The 20545-nt window shown below is 37.2% G+C and carries 17 protein-coding genes and 1 pseudogene; 3 read left to right on the forward strand and 15 right to left on the reverse strand.

Going from position 1 to position 20545, the window contains the following annotated elements; genetic code table 11:
* Window positions 1–35: 35 nt before the first annotated feature.
* The 11 genes from ACWODM_RS10410 to ACWODM_RS10460 all read right to left on the reverse strand — a co-directional run bounded on the left by ACWODM_RS10410 (window position 36) and on the right by ACWODM_RS10460 (window position 12360).
* A complete protein-coding gene (locus tag ACWODM_RS10410; RefSeq protein WP_455321312.1) occupies window positions 36–1283 on the reverse strand; it encodes an ABC transporter substrate-binding protein in 1248 nt (415 codons plus the stop codon).
* A gap of 111 nt (window positions 1284–1394) precedes the next feature.
* Window positions 1395–1766 (reverse strand): GH32 C-terminal domain-containing protein, encoded by a 372-nt coding sequence (locus tag ACWODM_RS10415; protein WP_455321328.1) that lies wholly within the window; start codon window positions 1764–1766, stop codon window positions 1395–1397.
* Between the two features lie 5 nt (window positions 1767–1771).
* On the reverse strand, window positions 1772–2875 hold the full coding sequence (locus ACWODM_RS10420; protein ID WP_455321313.1) for a glycoside hydrolase family 32 protein: 1104 nt from the start codon (window positions 2873–2875) through the stop codon (window positions 1772–1774).
* 115 nt (window positions 2876–2990) lie between these two features.
* Window positions 2991–4241, reverse strand: coding sequence for an extracellular solute-binding protein (locus ACWODM_RS10425; protein WP_455321314.1), 1251 nt, complete (start codon window positions 4239–4241; stop codon window positions 2991–2993).
* Window positions 4242–4363: 122 nt separating this feature from the next.
* A complete protein-coding gene (locus ACWODM_RS10430; protein ID WP_455321315.1) occupies window positions 4364–5389 on the reverse strand; it encodes a LacI family DNA-binding transcriptional regulator in 1026 nt (341 codons plus the stop codon).
* A gap of 195 nt (window positions 5390–5584) precedes the next feature.
* The gene (locus ACWODM_RS10435; RefSeq protein WP_455321316.1) at window positions 5585–7024 is read right to left on the reverse strand and encodes a glycoside hydrolase family 32 protein; all 1440 of its coding nucleotides are present in this window, start codon (window positions 7022–7024) and stop codon (window positions 5585–5587) included.
* Window positions 7025–7123: 99 nt separating this feature from the next.
* Window positions 7124–8569 carry a sucrose phosphorylase gene (gtfA, locus tag ACWODM_RS10440; protein WP_455321317.1) on the reverse strand — a complete coding sequence of 482 codons (1446 nt, stop codon included), beginning with the start codon at window positions 8567–8569 and terminating at the stop codon, window positions 7124–7126.
* 3 nt (window positions 8570–8572) lie between these two features.
* A complete protein-coding gene (locus ACWODM_RS10445) occupies window positions 8573–10261 on the reverse strand; it encodes a glycoside hydrolase family 13 protein (RefSeq protein ID WP_455321318.1) in 1689 nt (562 codons plus the stop codon).
* Between the two features lie 54 nt (window positions 10262–10315).
* Window positions 10316–11371, reverse strand: a complete 1056-nt coding sequence (locus ACWODM_RS10450) for a LacI family DNA-binding transcriptional regulator (protein ID WP_455321329.1) — start codon at window positions 11369–11371, stop codon at window positions 10316–10318.
* 26 nt (window positions 11372–11397) lie between these two features.
* On the reverse strand, window positions 11398–11868 hold the full coding sequence (locus tag ACWODM_RS10455) for a Gfo/Idh/MocA family protein (protein WP_455321319.1): 471 nt from the start codon (window positions 11866–11868) through the stop codon (window positions 11398–11400).
* A gap of 15 nt (window positions 11869–11883) precedes the next feature.
* Window positions 11884–12360 (reverse strand): Gfo/Idh/MocA family protein, encoded by a 477-nt coding sequence (locus tag ACWODM_RS10460; protein ID WP_455321320.1) that lies wholly within the window; start codon window positions 12358–12360, stop codon window positions 11884–11886.
* A gap of 156 nt (window positions 12361–12516) precedes the next feature.
* Here ACWODM_RS10460 and ACWODM_RS10465 point away from each other — a divergent pair, with 156 nt between their 5' ends.
* Window positions 12517–13692: an MFS transporter gene (locus ACWODM_RS10465; protein WP_455321321.1), complete on the forward strand. Its 1176-nt coding sequence runs from the start codon at window positions 12517–12519 to the stop codon at window positions 13690–13692.
* A 487-nt stretch (window positions 13693–14179) separates the two neighbouring features.
* Here the strand turns inward: ACWODM_RS10465 and ACWODM_RS10470 are convergent, their stop codons facing one another.
* The 3 genes from ACWODM_RS10470 to ACWODM_RS10480 all read right to left on the reverse strand — a co-directional run bounded on the left by ACWODM_RS10470 (window position 14180) and on the right by ACWODM_RS10480 (window position 18447).
* A complete protein-coding gene (locus ACWODM_RS10470) occupies window positions 14180–15064 on the reverse strand; it encodes a fructose bisphosphate aldolase (protein ID WP_455321322.1) in 885 nt (294 codons plus the stop codon).
* A 127-nt stretch (window positions 15065–15191) separates the two neighbouring features.
* Complete coding sequence (locus ACWODM_RS10475; RefSeq protein WP_455321323.1) at window positions 15192–17213, reverse strand: cation:proton antiporter; 2022 nt, start codon at window positions 17211–17213, stop codon at window positions 15192–15194.
* A gap of 601 nt (window positions 17214–17814) precedes the next feature.
* Window positions 17815–18447, reverse strand: coding sequence for a zinc ribbon domain-containing protein (locus tag ACWODM_RS10480; RefSeq protein ID WP_455321324.1), 633 nt, complete (start codon window positions 18445–18447; stop codon window positions 17815–17817).
* Window positions 18448–18561: 114 nt separating this feature from the next.
* Here ACWODM_RS10480 and ACWODM_RS10485 point away from each other — a divergent pair.
* Window positions 18562–19119: pseudogene (locus ACWODM_RS10485) on the forward strand (transposase); the annotation flags it as partial.
* Between the two features lie 327 nt (window positions 19120–19446).
* Here ACWODM_RS10485 and ACWODM_RS10490 read toward each other — a convergent pair.
* Window positions 19447–20205, reverse strand: coding sequence for a site-specific integrase (locus tag ACWODM_RS10490; protein ID WP_455321325.1), 759 nt, complete (start codon window positions 20203–20205; stop codon window positions 19447–19449).
* Window positions 20206–20339: 134 nt separating this feature from the next.
* Between ACWODM_RS10490 and ACWODM_RS10495 the strand changes: the two genes are divergently transcribed.
* Window positions 20340–20545 (forward strand): transposase (locus tag ACWODM_RS10495; RefSeq protein ID WP_455320406.1); only part of this gene is annotated, 206 nt, incomplete at its 3' end.

The raw sequence follows: 20545 nt of genomic DNA on the forward strand, positions 1-20545 counted from the left end.
TAATATTCCAAATACCCATTAGTAGGATTTAGAGACTATTTCATTGTGTCGAAGAAATTATTTAAGTTCGTTGCTAATTGTTCTCTGTTTTGATTGTTGATGTATTCAACAGTCAAATGATGGAATGTTTCTTCAGAAGTCCACTCTTGTTGTAGCCAAACAATCTGGCGATCGGTAAACACATATTGTGTCACACCTTCTGTTTCTGGGAATTTACCTTCTGTATCCACTGCTGTTACAGAGGTTGGTGCACCATCGACGTCGTAGTATTTTTGCATTGCTTCTTTCGTAGTCATGTATTCTACAAATTTATTTGCTGCTTCTTTGTTTGAAGAATTTTCAGCAATAGACAATGCTAAATCGGCAGCACCGACGGTCATCGCTTCATCCTCATTCAGACCAGGATAAGCAAACATACCCACTTCAAATTCTGGTTGCTGATTTTGGATTGCAGGAAGCGCCCATAGGCCATTTGGTAAAATCAACGCATCGCCTCTTGCAAAGGCAGCTACGATATCATCGTAGGTTGCTCCTTGTGCATTTCTTTGAGCAGTGCCATTTAGCAGATCTAACTCGTCTGCAACCAAATCAAAATCTTCATTCCCAACTTGAATGTCTCCTTTTGGACTATGAACTAAAGCATTATTCGCTCCTTCAAAGCCACCATTGATCGTTGCCCAAGCTAATTGGTGATAACCGTTCAACGTCCAAGCATCTGCCTGAGTCAAAGCCAGTGCGAAAGGTGTTTCATCCTGAGCTTGAATATCAGCTACCAGTGATTCAAATTGATCCCATGTAGTTGGGATATCTAATCCTAATTCGTCAAATTTGTCTTTGTTATAGTAGAATCCCCAAGCATTACTTGTTAAGGGTACACTATAAATTTGATCATTGACTGCATACGGATCTGCCGCACCTTCTTGAAGATTATCGAGATATTCTTTATCTGTCAGATTTTCAAACACATCATTAGCTGCCCATTCTTGGAAATCCGTATTTTGTGGGAAAACATTGACCACATCAGGAACATCATCACTAGCTACCCGTGTTCTTAAAACCGTACCCGCATCAGGAACATTGGTAAAATTGATTTTAATATCTGGATTTTCTGCTTCAAAATCAGAGATAATTTCGGAAAGCGTGGATTGCATCTCGACTTTTTGATTAAAAAATTCAACGACTGTCTGATCACCGTTGCTTTCGTTCCCTCCTCCACAAGCTGCAAGTAAAGTTGTTGCACCGATTGCTAAACTAGCCACAATCATTTTCTTCGACATTTTCATTCGTTTTTTCCCCCTATGCATTCTAACAGAATGCGCTTTCTTTGATATAAATAATATAACTGTTAACCAAGTGTTTTGTCAACATATTTTACTAAATAAATAGTAAACACTTTACTTTTTATGTTTATCTATTTTTCCATTAGAAAATTGGATCAATTTTGATTGATTTCCTAACTCTATTTGAATGTCTCCTCCTTTTTTGTTGTCATAAAAAGTCATGCTAATAGTCTGTTGACGATTGACAAAAATTTCCATCGTGGATGTGTCTCTGAACATTTCAATTTGTAGCTTAGAGTCCCGCAAGTCTACCGGCATCTGACGCTTTGTTAAATGAGTCTCCTCTATCCCGTTGATTTCATAACCGATATTTTCTCTGCTGACGGTCAGCAGTTGTTGTTGAGAGTCATAACTGATTTCAAAGCTAACTTCTTTGTCTTTTGCATAAAAAATTTGTACCTTTTCTGAATCTCCTAGTGTAAAAATAGCCTTTAAATACTGTTGATCATAGCTACTTTCTTTAAAATGTACGTAGAATTCTTAGTATCCGGTAGTTGCGATTCATCATAATCAATGTACTCATAGATATCCTTGATTGGGGTTTGTACAAGTTGATCATCGACAACTCGAAGCTCTCTCGGTAAAGTCATGGAGCCCGCCCAATGATGATTTAGATCGTCGGTAGGGATATTCCTATGCCACATCTGCATCCAAGCAACCAATATTCGCTGATGATCAGGACCTTCACAGGTTTGTGGCGCATAAAAATCCAAACCGTGATCGATTTCATGGAAATTGTCTACCTGAAATTTTCCCATCGCCCAATCGACACTTCCAATAAATGCGACAATAGAGCACGTATTATGATAGTCATATCCTTGTTTTTCCATTTGAATAGGTGAAATCAGTAGAACATCTTTATCGTCTAAATGAAACAAATCTGGACATTCCCACATAACACCTTGACTGTCGTTACCTTCCAGTAAAACCGACTTGAATTCCCATGAGAATAGATCCTTTGATTGAAAGAGAAGTATTTGTCCTCTGTTTTCCTTTTGAGCTGCACAAACGACAAAATACTTGTCCTTACGTTTGAATACTTTAGGATCACGGAACTCCTTTGTACTAGCGATTCCCTCCAGCTGCTTTTCAAAAATGATGGGATTTTCTTTGTGCTTCACAAAATGGATGCCGTCTTCTGAACTGGCGATACATTGGACTTCTCTACGATCCTTACCGTTCTCAACGTGACCGGTATAGATGAGATACAGTTTTTCGTCCTTAACGATCGCACTTCCAGAATAGCAGCCATCCAAGTCATAACTCTCACTAAGAGCAAGTGCTACAGGCAAATGTTCCCAATGAACGAGATCCTTACTTTTGGCATGTCCCCAGTGCATCGGTCCCCATTTACTGCTGTATGGATGATATTGAAAAAAAAGATGATATTCTCCTCTAAAATAAACAAAGCCATTCGGATCATTCAACCAACCGATTGGAGGCATCAAGTGAAACTCATTCCGATAATCTTGAACAACCTTTTGAACATTGTCCTGGATAAAAAGGTTGACCTCTTTTATTCTTTCTTTATGCAAACAGCTGACCTCCCCTACTTCTTCTATGATTATTAATGCCTTAACAGATTCTATCGATCATAGATATCTGTTAAGGCATTAATTTTAAGAACATAAAGACTCAATGATTCGAAAGTTAGTCTTTCATTGGATCTAAAAAGGCATTTAAATTATTAGCTAAAGTCGCTGCATCTGGACTACCCACATAATCAACAGTCAAATGATGGAACTCGACTTCTGATGTCCACTCGCTATTCAACCAAATAAACTGACGATCTGTAAACACATGTTGGGTAACTCCCTCAGTACCAGGAAACTTCCCTTCTGTTTCTACGGCAGTCACTGACGTTGGTGAACCGTCTACATCATAATATTTCTGCATCGCTTCTTTTGTCGTCAAGTATTCAACAAACTTATTCGCTGCTTCTTTATTTGCAGAGCTCTCGCTGATAGAAACTGCAAGATCTGCTCCACCAACTACTAGCTCTTCACCTTCATTATCTCCTGGGAATGGGAACATTCCCAATTCAAATTCTGGTTCTTGATTATTGATTGCTGGTAACGCCCATGTTCCATTCGGCATCATCAAAGCATCTCCACGAGAGAACAATGCAACCACGTCATCGTATGAGGCACCATGCGCATTTCTTTGAGGATTGTCTGCTAGCAAGTCCAATTTAGCCACTACCTCTTCAAAGACAGGATCATTTTCTTGAATTGCTCCTTTAGGGCTGAATCGTAGTGCTTCATTGGCTTCTTCTCCACCGCCAGTTGCCGTTGCCCAAGCTAGTTGATGATATCCCATGAGCATCCATCCTTCAGACTGAGTCAAAGCTAAAGCAAAAGGCACTTCGTCATTTGATTTGATTTCTTCTACTAACTCTTCAAATTCGGCAAATGTTTTCGGTGCTTCTAGTCCTAATTCATCAAATTTTGATTGATTGTAATAGATTCCAGAAGCATTGCTTGTTAATGGGATATTGTAGACTTTATCCTCTATTGCGTAAGATTCAGCTGCTCCTTCTGCCAGATTGCTTAAGTATTCCTTATCCGTCAAATCTTCAAAAATACCATTGGCCGCCCATTCTTTAAAATCGGCATTCATTGGATACGTATTAACGACATCTGGAATATCATTACTCGATACTCTTGTTTTTAAAACAGTTCCTGCATCTGGAACATTGGTGAATTTTACCTTGATATCAGGATTTTCTGCTTCAAAATCTGAAATGATTTCAGACAGAGTTGTTTGCATTTCTACTTTTTGATTGAAAAACTCGATTTCTGTTTTTCCACTACTGTCTTCACTTCCACCACCGCAGGCAGCTAATAAAACCGCAATTGTTAATGTTGAACAGGATAAAATAATTTTTTTCGATAAGTTCATTTAGTTTCCTCCTTGGAACTCTTTTGAATGCGCTTTCTTTGTTAACACTAATATAACTGTTAACTAAATGTTTTGTCAACAACTTTAGTAAAAAATAAGAGAGGATGGTTTTCCATCCTCTCTTACAATTCTTTTTCACTTTCACGTACGATGATATTATTAGAAACAACCACCCGAATCGGAATATGCCTTAATTTTTTGACACGCATGTCAACAATTCTTACCGCGATTTTACCTAATTCTTCAGTATTTATATTTACCGTGCTTAATGATGGTGTCAAAAATCCAGCAACCTCGATATTATCAAAACTAACAATTGAAATATCTTCTGGAATCTTCAATCCATTTTTCTGTATTGAACGATAGACGCCAACAGCTATGGGATCATTTCCAACAACGATCGCTGTCGGAAGTTGATCACTTCCACTATATTTCTCTAAAAGTCTATCTGCCGCCTTCATCCCCTCTAAGGTACTCCAACCTTCTAAGTAAATTTTTATATGTTTTTTTAGGTTCTTACTGATCATCCAATTTTCATAAGCTACTTTTCTGTAGTCATCATCAGAGAAATATCTCTCCCCATTTTCATCGATTCGAACGCGTCTTCCACCAATAAATGCAATGTTTCGGTGACCTTTTTCATAAAGCCGGTTCAGATGCTCTTCCGTTGCTGCAGCTAAATCCGTAAACACTGCATCTACTTCTGAAGTGACATTCGAATCATCGATCACTACAAGATTACTGTTGACAGACAATACTTTTTCAACGACTGAAGATGATACTTGACCAATGATCAATACTGCTTGGCATCCTGTCAATTCTGACAAATCTAAAGAAGTATCGGACAAACGGATGATTTTTTTTAGAGTTATCTTGCTATTTTCAGCCTCTAGTTGAATTCCACGTCGAATCGCTCTAAAATAAGGATCTTCTATTTCGTCAATCTCAGAAACGGTAGTTATCAGAGCGATATTGCTTGTATTTTTTGTTGTATTTTTTTTCTTGACATAATTATAAAATTGAACAGATTCAGTGATCTTTCGTTTTGTTTCATCAGTAACAGACAAGGTGGGGTCTTCATTTAGTACCCTCGATACTGTAGCAATCGATACCCCCGCTCGTTTTGCAACATCTCTGATCCCTACCATACTCTCTCCTTCTTTCATAAAGCGTTTACTAAATATAATCACAAAACAGGTAAATATGCAAACCCACAATTTAACAAAATGATTAAAAAAAATAAAAAACAAGCTAGTAACGAGCTTCAATTATCTAAAAGCATCACTACTAGCCCGTTTATTCTTCTGTCAATATTTATCAAAATTATTTAAACTCGATTTTATTCATTTCGCCAGCTCTTTAACAGAAAGTGTGTATTCTTCTTGAGCATGTTTAACAGTGAAGCGTGCATGATCAAATGGCTGCTGTGGGAAAAATCGCATAGACATTGTCTTCTGTCCATCGCCAATAAATACTTCGATACTGGATGCATCTAGAATGATTTCAATCTTGTTCTCTCGAAAACTAGTTTCACAAGTATACTCACGATAGTCTTGGTATTCCGTTTCTTTTCCGATGATCTCATTCTGCATCTTCTTTCGAGCGATCATGAACTGATTCTGTTCCTTTTTGAAAAAAACCGTCTCCTCCGAGTCATTTTGCAACTGCAGACAAAAATCATCTTCTTCCAAATAGTCAAAGGACAGATACACTGGTTCCTTTTTCAGTTGAAATACTTTTTTCCCTTTCACAGAAATTTTCGTCTCTTTTGTGAAAGGTTCGATGATCGGCCGCTGAATCAAACGATTTTCTTGTAAGGAGATTTTTCTGACACTTGTCATACAACCCGCCCAATGGTGTGTTAGATCATGAGTTGGTTGATTTCGATCCCACATTTGCATCCAAGCGATCAGGACAGGCTGTTGCTTGAATACAGCCATCTGAGGCGCATAAAAATCAAGTCCTGCATCGATCTCATCATAAAATTCATATTCATAGGTTCCTTGTTCCCAATCCATTTTACCGACAAAATAAATGGCTGAAGAAAGATTGGTGAACTTTTGGTTCTGACTTGGCATTTCGATTGGAGACAATATCAAGAGATCTCTCCCATCAAGTTCAATCAAGTCAGGACACTCCCACATCACACCTAGTGTTTCATTTCCTGTAAGTACGACCGATTTAAACGTCCATTTCTGACAATCTTCAGATTCAAATAAAACGATTTGCCCAAAGTCATCTATACTTTTTGTCGCGATCAAAGCATAGTAACGTCCATTTTTTTGAATGATTTTAGGATCACGAAAATCTTTTTTCGAGATTGTTGGTGGACAATTTTTAACAGAGATCACGGGATTTTCTGCTGGTTTGTCAAAATGAATCAGATCACTAGAAGTAGCAATACATTGCTGCTGAAGGGTCTTATCATCGACAGTCTCACAGCCTGTATACATCAAAACAAGTTGTTCCTCTGAAAAAATGGCGGTTCCGGAGAAACAACCTTGCTTGTCAAAAGACTGATCTGGCGCTAAAGCAACAGGCAAATCAGTCCAAATCACACCATTATCACTCTTCATGTGCCCCCAATGCATAGGTCCCCAGATACTTTCGTATGGATAAAATTGATAAAATAAATGCAACTCCTCTTCCAGACCGATAAAACCATTAGGATCATTCATCCAGCCAATCGGTGGTTGTGCATGAATCTTTTGACGGTATTGATCGTTGACTTCTTGCTTCTTTTCTTTAATAAACTGGTTCGCTTTTTCTACTGTGTATTTCATAAAATTTTATCTGCGACACCTTATACATCAAAAGCAGAACAATTTATACCTTTAAAAGGATAAATTGTTCTGTTTTGTGGTGGTCAGGCAGACCCTTTCTTATTGTTCTAAAATAGTTGTGTTATTTGATGTGATGACAAAATCTTTCGTTGCTAAATGAGCAGTCAAGACAGCGGTTTGATCTCCTGCTTGATTCTTACGAACGATTTGGATTTCTTCTTCTGAAGGCGTCGTTACTTCGATCGTTCCTGACAAATCAAAGGCGGCCGACTCGTTGCGGAATCTCAACAAATCAAATAGTTTTTGGATCACTGGTCGTTGGACTTCTTCATCGATCTCAGCCAGTTGATAATAATGACGATTGATGTTCCGACCTTCTTTGGTCGCTTCCAACAATTCGATGTCATTTTTGCCTGCCAATAGCCCCACGTAATAGATCTGCGGGATCCCTGGGGCAAATACTTGGATCGCCCGAGCCAACAGATAGCTGCGGTCATTGTCGCCCAATGCACTATAGTAGGTGCTGTTGATCTGATAAATGTCTAAGTTATTGTAATTCGCGCTTGAATACACTTTTTTCACATTAGCTCCGACTTTGTATAGCTCTTCAGAAGTATAATCCAATTCTTTCTCTGTCAATAGATCACGGGCATCGACCACACCGATGCCATCATGAGTATCCAATGTTGTAAACTGCTTCATCGGACTCATTTTCAACCAATTCGCTAACCGTTCAGACTTCCCACTATAAAGAGAATACAAGGTTACCATAGGTAAGGCAAAATCATAAATATAATAATCATGATCCGCGATTTTCATTTGGATTGTGTAATGTTCATGGATTTCCGGCAACAATTCCACATCATATTTCGCAGCTTCCTGACGCACGTCATCCAATAGTTCCCAAATATCAGGCTCCACGAAGAAATCATTGGTATCCAGTTTCTTGATTGCATAGGCAAAGGCATCTAAACGAATTAATGAGCAGCCGTGGCTGGCCATGTCTTTGATCATTTCACGAATAAATTCTTTCACAACTTCTTTGGTGACATTCAAATCGATCTGCTCTTCACCAAAGGTATTCCAAACCTCTTCTGTCGTTCCATCCGCAAATACAACAGTTTGAAACGGCGCTTTGTCTTTGCGTTTGTAAATCAGATCAATGTCTTCTTTTGTCGGACGCCCTTCCGGAAAAAATTCATGTATCCGAATAAACATGTCTTTATACGGAGACTCCTCATGATTTTTCTTAAAATCCTGAAAGAATTTCGATTCGCGGGAAATATGATTGATCATAAAATCAAACATCAGGTAATATTCCTCTCCCAAAGCTTCCACATCTTCCCATGTTCCCAGCTCTGGATCGACAGTCGTGTAATCACTCGGTGCAAAGCCGCGATCTCCTGTAGATGGAAAGAAAGGCAAAAGATGAACCCCGCCGATCACGCCATGCAAATGCTTGTCTAATACTGTTTTTAATTCACTCATATTATTGCCTAAGCTATCTGCATAGGTAATAAGCATTGCTTCGTTTTTGATTTTCATTGATTAACCTCCATAATTTGCTAACACAACACATTCAAATGGTCGCAGATTGATTCTATTGTGTTCATCGATTGCTATTTTTTCATAATTCCCCAATAAAATTTCTTTAAACTGTGTATCTACATAATATTCTTGCTCAAAAGGTGACACATTCAATGCAACCAACACGATTTTTTCATCTAGTTTACGTTCATAGACTAGGATATGATCATTTTCATATTTTACCGGTAGAAATTCACCATAAACGATGACTTCTTTATATAAACTGTCTTTACGAAGCTTGATCAATTTTCGATAATAATTCAATACGGAAGACGAATCTTTCTCCTGATCTTCTGCATTCAGTACTCCATAATTTGGATTGACTTTCAACCAGGTTTTTTCAGCAGTAGAAAATCCTGCATGCTTTTCTTTATTCCACTGCATCGGAGTTCGAGAGTTATCTCTGCTACGTTTATTGACAGCCTGCAGTGCTGCTTCTGGCGTCAGACCATACTTGATTGCACGATTGTATTGAGAATGAGTCGCCACATCGTCAAAATCATCAATGCTCCCCCTTTCGATATTGGACATCCCAAGTTCTTGTCCCTGATAAATGAAAGGTGTCCCTCTCAGTAGCATGAACAAGGTTGCCAGCATTTTTTTCGTGTGATCATTGATATTTGCTTCCGGAATATATTTATTGATCGAACGAGGCTGATCATGATTTTCCAAATACAAAGCTCCCCAGCCTTTTTCTTGTGTAAGCAACTGGTTCGTAAAGATATTGGTTCGCATATCGTTCCAGCTCCAGTCGTTCTTTTTGAACCATTCTCCGGTTGCTGGAACATCAATATCCGTATAGCTGAAGTCAAAAACCATCGAATAATACCCATCTTCCCCAATATATTCTTCCAAACGATCATTGGGGACATCTGCCTCAGCAACGGTCATACTGTTATGAGGTTTAAAGGTTCTCTCACGCATTTCACGCAACCAAACTTCGATTCCAGGCTGATTTAAGATCCAGTGTCCGATAAAGGCTAGTCCGTCCTCACCATCCGGTTCAAATGTCCCATACTCCAAACGTTTTTTGATGTTTAAGATCGCATCGATGCGGAAACCACCCAGTCCCTTGTCCAGCCAATGATTGATCATTTCGTAGATTGCTTCTCGCACTTCTTCGTTTTCCCAATTCAAATCAGGCTGCTTTTTCGTAAACGCGTGGAGATAATACATGTTATCTTCATCAGGTACAGGGGTCCAGGCAGAGCCGCCAAAATAAGAACGCCAATTATTAGGTGGATTGCCATTGAGACCTTCTCTAAAAATATAATAGTCTCGATAGCGGCTACTCGGATCACGCAAGGCTTCCTTAAACCATTTATGCTCATCTGAAGTATGATTGACCACCAAATCCATCAAAAGTTTAATATCCAGTTTTTTCGCTTTTTCTAAAAGCTCATCTAAATCTTTGTTTGTCCCAAACATCGGATCTATCTCATAATAATCAGAGATATCGTAGCCACCGTCATCCATTGGAGAACGGTAGACTGGACAAATCCAAATAACGTCTGTCCCTAGATTTTTGATATGATCCAAGCGATCGATTATTCCGCGAATATCTCCGATTCCATCTCCGTTGCTATCTTGAAAACTTTTGGGATAGATTTGATAAACGACGGATTCTTTCCACCAATCTTTTTTCTCCATACTGTCCATTCTGATATCGATATCATATTTTATAAAAGAAGGCCACATAAAAGTTTATGTAGATCCTCTAATAATAATTTCCATTTGCAGCTTCTCAGTGTTGATTTGATATTCTTGCCCCTCCAGCAAACTGAACATCATGTTCATTGTTTGCTTTCCTATCTCTGTGATCGGTTGATCTATCGTAGTAATATCAGGCGTAGTCAACTCAGATATCAATTGATTATCGTATCCAATAACTGCAACTTCATTTGGTATGGCAACTCCTAAGGTTTGTACTTTAGATATGAATCCAGCTGCAACCTCATCTGAACCAGTAAAAATCGCATCTGGCTTATCTTTGAGCTTCTGGTACCTATAGGCAAGTCTTTGACCATCTTCAATCGTTAGCTGCTGAGTAAAATACCAATCTTTATTTACAGTCAGATTGTATTCTGCCAATGCTCTCTTTACACCTCTTGTTCTTTCCATATACTCTTCTTCAAATCCTGCTCCTGTACAATATCCAATTTTTCGATAGCCTTTTTCAAGAAGAAACTTGACTCCCATATAGGCACCTTCTTCATGATCTAAACTGACAGTCGGCAACTTGCCATTCTCAAATCTTTCATTGCAAAGGACAATTGGTCCATACTTACTGTAGGAAGCAATCGTTTTTTCATCATTTTCAACAGCACATAAAATAATACCGTCAATTCTTTTTTGTTGCATCAATTCAAGAAAAACAGTTTCTTTTTCTGCACTCTCATTACTTTGAAAAATCATGATCTGATAATTTCTGTTATAGGCTTGTTTCTGGATCGCGTCCACAAGATAAGAAAAGAATGGATTCGTAATTCTCGGAACAATGACACCGAGTATTTTTGAACGTTGCCCCCTCAATTGTATGGCAATGCTACTCGGCTGATAGTCAAGTTCTTTCATCGCTGCTATAACAGCGGCTCTTTTCTCTTCTTTTACATATTTTTTATTATTGATCACTCTAGAAACTGTTGAAACAGATACTCCAGCTAGCTTTGCTACATCTGAAATAGTAGGTACTTTTCTCACCTCCAAAAACAAGAAAAGAAAACGTTTTCTGATATCGTTATCATAAATAGAGAATAGCATAATAAAAAACAATGTCAACGCTTTCTTCAGACGTTTCTTTCACTTTGAAATTTATCAGAAATTTGATCGATCAGCCCCACGATTCGAAGCGTCTCTTGATGAGGAAATGACGAGAATTCTAGTCTTCGTTCTTCAAGTGTTTGAATCAGCCCTTCGACTTCATATTCATAGCCTGTTTTTTCAGAGTCTAATTCATAGCTTTCAAGCAGCTGACGCTGATTGTTATAAATAGAGACCTTTGCAAATTTAGCAATATCCTCCACTACATAATAAGCATTTTCACAGATGCAAACTGCTTGGTTCATACTAAGAGATTCAATTGTATGTCGGCAAGTGGCAAGAACACCATGTTCATAAGCTAAAGAAATTGTATGTTGTAAATCTACACCTTCTTCATTCAGATGACCAAATGCTGAGCATTTTTTAGGTTCCCCCAACATCATAAATGCTAACGTTAGACCATAAACACCTATATCTAGTAAGGCTCCTCCAGCCAACTCTTTTTTTACAAGTCAAGGCGAGTGCAGGCCGTTACCACCATAATCAGACATCAAAGAAATAACCCTACCAAAACGTTGCTCTTTTATTTCCTTTTGCATCTTTAAAGCCAATGGATTGAATCTTGTCCAGAACGCTTCGCCGATAAATAATTTTTTCTCTTTTGCCTTGATAAATAATTTTTCTACGAGCTCTTTACTAATTGCTATCGGTTTCTCACAAAAAACATGCTTGCCGTTTTCCAAGGCCTGCATTGCTTGATCAAAGTGAAAACTATGCGGTGTAGCGATGTATACAACCTCTACATTGTCTGATTTCAGCATTTCTTCGTAAGAGTCATAACAATCTGGAATATTGTACTCTTCACTCAACTCACCCATTGTTTTTGGATTTGTAGACGCGATGGCAATTATTTCTACTTTCTCTACATTTTGAAATGTTTGAGCCATTTTTTTGGCTATACTTCCTGATTCCACAAAACCAAACTTCATCTTTATTCCTCCTTAGATTCTAGTCAAAATTTTTCTACTCCATTTTATCAAATCGTTGCCTCGGATGATAGTCTCACTATTTTATTTCTCCATACTTGCTACAAGCTGTGGTACAATAATCGGAGTTGTTTTTTTATCAAATTTAGGAGAGAAAAAATGTATTCTTTATTACTCGTTATTATTTATATGGCTTTTATTAGTCTCGGATTACCTGATTCATTGGTTGGCTCTGCCTGGCCAGTGATGCAAACCAGTTTGAATGTCCCTTTGTCTTATGCTGGATTGATCACTATGATTATTGCTGGCGGTACCATTGTCTCAAGCTTGTTGTCGGATCGTTTGACTAAGCGATTTGGTGCAGGATTGATCACTGCAGTCAGTGTCTTGATTACAGCGGTCGCACTACTTGGATTTTCGTGGTCAAATTCTTTTTATCTGCTTTGTTTCTGGGCTGTGCCTTATGGTTTGGGTGCTGGTGCTATTGATGCGGCCTTGAATAATTATGTTGCCTTGAATTATGCTTCACGTCATATGAGCTGGCTTCATTGTTTCTGGGGAGTCGGCGCTGCTGCCAGTCCTTACATCATGAGTTACTATCTCACAACCCATGCCAGCTGGCAGCAAGGCTATCGTGCTGTTGGGATTATCCAACTCGTTCTGACAGTAGGATTATTCCTCAGTCTTCCACTTTGGAAAGTAAACAAAAATGTTGTGACTGAGGAAGCGGAGAAACATCCGCAAGCACTAACTCTAAACAACATTCTAAAAATTCGAGGACTTCCCTGGATGCTTTGGTCTTTCTTTGCTTACAGCACAGTTGAACAAACGACTGGACTCTGGGCAAGTAGCTATTTAGTTCAACAGCGGGCCATTGATCCAGAGATCGCTGCTCGTTTTGCTTCCTTTTTCTTTCTAGGTATTACAATGGGTCGCTTCTTCTCTGGTTTTGTTTCAGACCGATTAGGAGACAAGCAACTGATTCGTGTGGGAATCGGTGGGATCTTACTAGGAATTTTTTGTATCTTTCTCCCCCTTCCAGTTGATGTTCTTGCATTCAGTGGTTTGATCATTATTGGACTTGGTTGTGCACCTATTTATCCAGCGATCATCCATGCCACACCAACCAATTTTGGTAGACAAAACTCACAAGCAGTGATTGGTGTACAAATGGCCAGTGCTTATCTGGGAACAACTTTCATGCCACCATTTTTTGGTTTTCTGGCAAATAAGATCGATCTAGGACTATATCCATTCTATCTGCTGCTCTTTACTGTCTTCATGTTGTATTGTACAGAACGCTTGAATCGTCTGCTTGTCAGTGATTCTTTGTAATATCCCTTGCTCTGTCCCTTCTGTTATAATAAAAAACAAAAAGGAGACGTCTATGATCATTTTTTTGGAAGGATACACCCTATTGACCATTGGATTGGCAGTTGCACTCTTTGCTTTTATTCTATTATTTTCAAAAGTATTCTTTAAAGATGCGAGTCCTCAAACGCATAAGAGAAATGCAATTAGTAGTTTATTTGTCTTTGTGATTGGACTTTTGATTCTGTATGTTTGGTATATTTACAGAATTTGATTGCTTTCATGCAAAAAAACACTAGCAAACTGGAAATCGATACAGATTCTCAGTTTGGCTAGTGTTTTTATTTTCGTTGAAAGGAATGACTAAACTGTTTGTGAAAGAACATTCTTCCTTGATCAGAAACGACCCCAAATAAGACCAAATAATTGAAAAAACGACTCCACTTGATTGTAAAATAACAATCAAGCAGAATCGTCTAAGTAGTTCACTATTCTGTACTTATGAAAAAACTCAGGTGATAGAAGCTATATAAATACTATCTATAGCTTCTGCAATGGTTTGATCAAATTCTTTTTCCGATTGATCTACTCGTAAATCTTGACTTAATGCCCTTGAGAAACTAGCAATCAATCCTTTATTTTCCTTTAGTTTAGCATTTGCCTCGTCTCTAGAATAGCCTCCAGATAAAGCTACCACCCGAACCACTCTAGGATGTACCATCAATTCGCTATAGTTTCCAGCGATAGTCGGGATGGTCAATTTTAGCATAACGTTTTGATTTTCATCTAATTGACTTAATTGGAAAATAATTTCCTTTTTTAACAATGCTTCAATTTTTTCTTTGTTTTCCACATGGATATTTACTTCCGGTTCAATAATAGGAATAAGCCCAGCAGAGATGATTTGTTTTGCATAGTCAAATTGTTGGACGACCACATCATGTATTCCTTTTTCATCATAGCCTAAAATATTCGAGCGCATTTTTGTTCCAAAAATATGATGCCCATTGGCCCGATTCAGAAGTTCCGTTAAATGATCCATTGGTTTCATAAGCTGCACATTATTTTCAACTTCTGCAAGACCACTATCTACCTTTAAGAAGGGCAAAATGCCTTTTTCTAATAGAAAATCTGCTGTATACTTCCCTTCAATCTTTCTTTCCATTGTCGCTTCAAATAAAATTGCTCCAATAATTTTTTCTGAGGAAAAGGCTGGAGAAGTTATGATTCTGGCACGCATTTCTTGAACCAAATCAAACATCTCTTCTTCAGTCTCATACTGATCCTCATCAATACCATAAGCTTTCAGAGCTTTTGGCGTACTACCACCACTTTGATCTAACGCAGCAATAAAACCTTTTTGAGAATGCATTTTGTTGATTTGTTCTTGTGACATTTCTACCACTCCTCGTAAATGTTTGTTAAACTTAGCAACTAATTCTTCATATACACCTTACAAATCTACTATAAATCACTTTCTCATTTTTTTAAAGTATATGCCTTTTTCATTCTTTTCAATCATTTTAATGGGCTGTTTTACTAATTGCAAAAGACTCCAATAAGTTAACATTTTGACGATAACTATTCGCTGAATAAGAAGTTATCTCCTTATTCGCCTCATAAGAATCAATTATTTTTCGTTCAAAAGTATAACCTTGTAGTAATTCTTTCTTATAAATTGGGCTTTTCTCAATCGAAATCATTGATGTGATATTTCGATGGTAGAGTCGTCGCAATAACATTTCTCTTCTGCCGGAAAGAAATGAACGCACGTTAGTATTCATTTTTGTTTCATTCACTTTCAATCTTCGTTCAATATTCTTTGTATTTTCCTCAAAAATATAAGCTAATTCATCTACATTGATTTTTGGATAGTTGGTGAAATCTTTTTGCTGCTTGATTTTCCAAAAACGTTTTGGATGAAAAAGAATTCGTAAGAACCGACGGCCAATCATTAACCATACACTAGCCCAAGTCAGAAATTTTTGTTGATTGACCATTTCGTATCTTTCTAATAAACGGTTATATAAAATATAACTCGTTTGAGTGATTTCCTCTTTCTGATACATCTTATCTAATCCTTCTTGTTCGATGGTTACCATCAAAGCCTGTAACTCTTGGATTCTTTTTTGATCAGTCTCTGTCAGTCCTTCTGTCGTGAGTTCCCAGATCCGCATACGATATTGATCGATCACAGCTTCAATCGCTACTTCTTCCTTGTCTGTCAACTGCTCTTCTTCAAGCTTTTTTTGCATATAATTGATGACCGTATTTAAAATATCTAGTTCTTTTACATCTATTGGCTTTTCATATTCTCCATCTGAGAAGAAAGGTAAAGCAAACATCCCTACCAGTAAACTTGCAAAAATCACACAAGCAGTTAAAAATAAAAGCAATGCCCGCTGTTCAAAGGCAATCCCATCGACTGACAAGGGTAAAATAAAGATGGCAGCTAAACTAACCGTTCCCTTCACACCACCGAAAGTTAATAAACAAATTTCTCGGAATGTTGTCTTCTCTGATTTCTTTGCTTCCTTTATCCAAAAGAAAAGACGAATAATCAAGAAACGGGCAACAAATAAAACGACTACCAACAACAGAACGATCATTAAAAGCCAAAGATTTGAATACGTCCTATCTGTCCATACAGGAGAAAAAACTTCAGATAATTCGATCCCTAAGAATAGAAAAACTAGCGCATTCAGTGTAAAACCGATCGTATTCCAAATACTTTCAGAAAGATTAGATAACTCTGCATCGAATAATGTAATTCGCTGATGTCGCTTGGATTGCAATACTTCGGCCACTACAGCTGCGATGATTCCAGAAACCCCCACCATCTCAGCAAGCACGTAAGCAACAAATGGCAGTAATAGTTCAATTAAAAGATAGCTGATCACGTCTTTTGCAGCTACTTGCTCAATAAAACGAACGATTCGGTTTTTGATCCAAACTACAGCAAACCCAACTAATGCACCACCTATACTGGAGATCAATAATGTAATCGAGGCATTTAAAACTGAAAAAGCACCGGTTAACAAAGCCGTCACGGCAAATTGAAAGGCCGTGACTCCTGATGCATCATTCAATAATCCTTCACCGGCTAAAATATGGATAACTTTATTGGGCATTTTTAATTTCTTAGCTAACGAACCGACCGCAACGGCATCTGTGGGGCCTAAAGCCGCTCCAAAAGCCAGACATGCTGCTAAAGGAATGGTTGGAAAAAATAAGTGTAAGGTAAAACCCAGAGCAATGAGTGTCAAAATCACTCCTCCGAAAGCTAAAAATAAAATCGTAGAAAAATTCTTTGCGATAGAAGCTGTATCTGCTTCTTCTCCTTCTCGAAAAAGCAAGGGTGCAATAATCATAACCAAAAATATTTCTGGCTGAAAATTCACTTCATGACCATATTTCGTCATTCCAAGAAGAATACCAAAAAAAATCTGTGCGAAAAAGATAGGCACAGTCGGCATAATTTTACTTAAAATATTTGAAAATGTAATCGTGATCGCAATGATGATCAATAATTCTATAAATTCCATAGCAGTAACTTCTTTCCTATTTAATTTTTGCTTTTATTATACTGCAAAAGTTCCTATTTCTCGACGGATTACATCGAAGGATGCGTCACAAAAGTTAAGTATTCATTCTCTCACATCAGACTGCCTAATTGACACACAATAAAGGCGAGCATATACCTTCTTTGCAAGTTTCTATTTTTTCTTCAGACAGGTCGATAACTTTATACTATAAAGATTGACGAAACAATTTCAAAATTGTCTGTAAATTTGCTATGCTTCAAATCACAACAAATCTATAGTGAACTTTCTATAATTGTCGTCTCTCTCCATACTTTTTTTCTTCATCAAAAGGATAGTGAAAAAAAAGAGCTCCCTTTTGAAAATGGTCATCTAACTGAATTTCGTTCTTTGAATTCTTCTGATTGCTCCATGAGTTTTATTTGCAAGGACAAGCATACAAGACAAAAAAAAAGAATCAAGCAACAAAAATCATTGCCCGATCCTAAGTAAGTGTTTTATTCAATTGAATATTTCCACATTAACTATATTTCTACATAGCAAAATGAAATAAGAAACCGTGAGCTATTGATAGTGAATCCACAGCTTTCACCAGATATGAAAACTACTTTTGCGATCCGCAAGATGGACAAAATTTAACACTTGCCTCAAGACTAGAACCACAGCTAGAACAAAAAGAACGAACTCCTTCAACTCTAGCTTGTGCTACATTTTGACCTCTAATAGCTTCAATTGTTGCATTAGTATTTTGATTCGCATTAGCCATCACTCTATTATTGTCATGTGCATCTTGAGAGTAAGCCAAAGAATCTTGAATCTTAGAATTAATGTATTCTATTTTTCCTTTTTCAAAAAATGGAATCGATATAGAATAATTAGAACCATTACCATTTATAACAATAACATTAATAATACCATTCAAAAAGTTAACTATTCCTATCACTAATAATATTAATCCAAAGAAGAAAGATGCACTTAAACTAGAAAAACCAATTAACGCGATAATAGCTCCCCAAACAAAAGATGATAGCTTATAACTAGAATGTGTAGATGAACCTTGAACATTGTCTAATCTAAATACTTGACTATTCTGTCCAGCTGGAATAATCCCTGCAATCGTATTCTGTGTAGACGTTTTAATCATCTTATTATCTACAGAAATATAACCTTTAATCCAAAATAGTGCAACACTTACAGAAAAATCTACTCTCTCTTCATTAGCATTTGTCGTTTTCATAAAATAACTCCTTTTATATTTTTTCAAAGCTAATTGTACCAAAAATAGTACGATATTAGAAATAAAAATAATTCTATAACAAAATTCTATGTTATTTCAACATAAATAGCTCTTGTCATGAAGTCCTTTCCTGACACGGATAAACGATACAAACAGTTAAAAAAATATTGGAAACTACTTCAAAAAAGGCAAAGTGAGTTGGATTGGAACCATCGATATTGGTGTCCCTCTTTTAAAGATCATTTAACGCAAACAGAGATTGTCGATCGTCTTCTTTCTTACTACTCGGAGTTAAGTCGAGGATATGAGACGTATCAATCCTTCTTACGCGTTCTTCGTTATTTTGAGGAAGAAGAAAAGCAAAAAGAAGCGATTGAAGGGTTTGAAGAATTACTGACACAAAGCTACAAACACCTACCAGAAGGCTATCAAAAAACGATTCGTACCTACAAAAAATATCGAAAAGAAATCATCCTTGCTTTGTCTATGTCTTATTCAAATGGACCTGTAGAAGCAACCAATAATCATATTAAAGTCATCAAACGAATGGCTTATGGTTTTCGGAACTTCATCAACTTTAAGATTCGAATCTTTATCCATCGTGGGAAATATTATCGAACCCTGCCCATCAAAACCAAAGAAAAAGGTCAAGCAGCGAAAAACGCTGCTTGACCCAAAGTCTCTATTCTACTTGTTAAAGATTGTCTAAACTTTTACCAACACTAATTGTTAAAGAGCCTATTTTTTTGACTAGTAAAAAAGTGTTGAGAGAAAACCAGAACGTTTTTCCTCAACACTAAATATTATAGAACAAAAAAAGAATGTCAAATCAATGATTTAACAGTCTTTTCTATACCGGCGGCCAGAGCCACATGATAAAAAATACCATTAAATAGTTTTCAAATCTCTTTTATTTAGCGATTTTCATAAAATACCTTTAAATACATTTCAATTCCTCGCACCATTTTCGCACCCATTTTTTCATGATTAAATAACGATTTAAAAAAGTGAGTTCATCAAGCCACGAGTTTTAGACCTAGTTCTCGCATCGTATTCTTGAAAAACATGATAATATGTTTTTCTAATTTCTTCTGGCATATCACCAACAATTAATGCCACTTCTTCTACAGCATACCCTTGATAAATTAAGAAAGAAACAAATGTATGTCGGCAACAGTGCATAGAAAATTTTGGCTTATCTGTTATGCCACACTCAACAAGAATTTTCTTAATCTCAATATTGGCTTTTCGGTTATTACATATCCCCTCTTGCCAATCAAAGAAAACTTGTTTACGAGGATTTGGAATATTCCTAGCTTGGCATCTTTTTGATTGATACTGCCATAACTCTCTAACAAGCTCAGCCAAATTCTGTGACATTTCTACTTTTCGATAACTATTGGCATTTTTACAAGGAAGCCAATCAGTCAAATTTGAAGGAGGTGCAATGTAGTCATAGGTCTTGTTGATATCTATAAAACCCTGCTCAAAATTCAGATCATCGATGGTAAGCCCAACGATCTCAGAAAATCGGCATCCTGTTAATAAAGCAAAAATTATCGCGTAATAAATAGAGGATTCTTTATCTCTATGTTGAACTACATACTGCACAACTTTTTTGTACTGAGCATCATCAATATACTTTTGATAGACTGGTTTCTCTTTTGTCTTATCCCCTAGCCCCCTTAAAGAGCTTCCAGAAGTAAACTCAACGGAGATATGACCTAGAGCAAAAGCTTGTTTTACACATGCTCTCATGTGTGTATGAAATTTTTCAAGTGTAGCTGGTGCATAATCTCTTGAGAACCTATTTAATAAATGGATAGGTTACACTGGACTAGACAGAAAAAATAAGGTGTGTACAATAAGAGAAAATACCTGGAGGAAAAATTATGTCAAAACGTCAAAGAAGAACCTATTCAAAAGAATTTAAACAACAAATGGTAGACTTGTACAATGCTGGGAAACCGCGAGCAGAAATCGTTCGGGAATATGAATTAACCCCCTCAGCTTTTGATAAATGGGTCAAACAAGCCAATACAACAGGATCATTCAAAGAAAAAGACAACCTAACCCCTGAACAAAAAGAATTAGCTGC

It is taken from the genome of Enterococcus olivae, assembly GCF_053760925.1.

Excerpts from the sequence above, each read along its gene's own strand:
- ACWODM_RS10410 (WP_455321312.1), bottom strand. The coding sequence starts at position 1,283 with ATGAAAATGTCGAAGAAAATGATTGTGGCTAGTTTAGCAATCGGTGCA.
- ACWODM_RS10425 (WP_455321314.1), bottom strand. The coding sequence starts at position 4,241 with ATGAACTTATCGAAAAAAATTATTTTATCCTGTTCAACATTAACAATT.
- ACWODM_RS10430 (WP_455321315.1), bottom strand. The coding sequence starts at position 5,389 with ATGGTAGGGATCAGAGATGTTGCAAAACGAGCGGGGGTATCGATTGCT.
- ACWODM_RS10435 (WP_455321316.1), bottom strand. The coding sequence starts at position 7,024 with ATGAAATACACAGTAGAAAAAGCGAACCAGTTTATTAAAGAAAAGAAG.
- gtfA (WP_455321317.1), bottom strand. The coding sequence starts at position 8,569 with ATGAAAATCAAAAACGAAGCAATGCTTATTACCTATGCAGATAGCTTA.
- ACWODM_RS10445 (WP_455321318.1), bottom strand. The coding sequence starts at position 10,261 with ATGGAGAAAAAAGATTGGTGGAAAGAATCCGTCGTTTATCAAATCTAT.
- ACWODM_RS10450 (WP_455321329.1), bottom strand. The coding sequence starts at position 11,371 with ATGCTATTCTCTATTTATGATAACGATATCAGAAAACGTTTTCTTTTC.
- ACWODM_RS10460 (WP_455321320.1), bottom strand. The coding sequence starts at position 12,360 with ATGAAGTTTGGTTTTGTGGAATCAGGAAGTATAGCCAAAAAAATGGCT.
- ACWODM_RS10465 (WP_455321321.1), top strand. The coding sequence starts at position 12,517 with ATGTATTCTTTATTACTCGTTATTATTTATATGGCTTTTATTAGTCTC.
- ACWODM_RS10470 (WP_455321322.1), bottom strand. The coding sequence starts at position 15,064 with ATGTCACAAGAACAAATCAACAAAATGCATTCTCAAAAAGGTTTTATT.
- ACWODM_RS10475 (WP_455321323.1), bottom strand. The coding sequence starts at position 17,213 with ATGGAATTTATAGAATTATTGATCATCATTGCGATCACGATTACATTT.
- ACWODM_RS10480 (WP_455321324.1), bottom strand. The coding sequence starts at position 18,447 with ATGAAAACGACAAATGCTAATGAAGAGAGAGTAGATTTTTCTGTAAGT.
- ACWODM_RS10490 (WP_455321325.1), bottom strand. The coding sequence starts at position 20,205 with ATGAGAGCATGTGTAAAACAAGCTTTTGCTCTAGGTCATATCTCCGTT.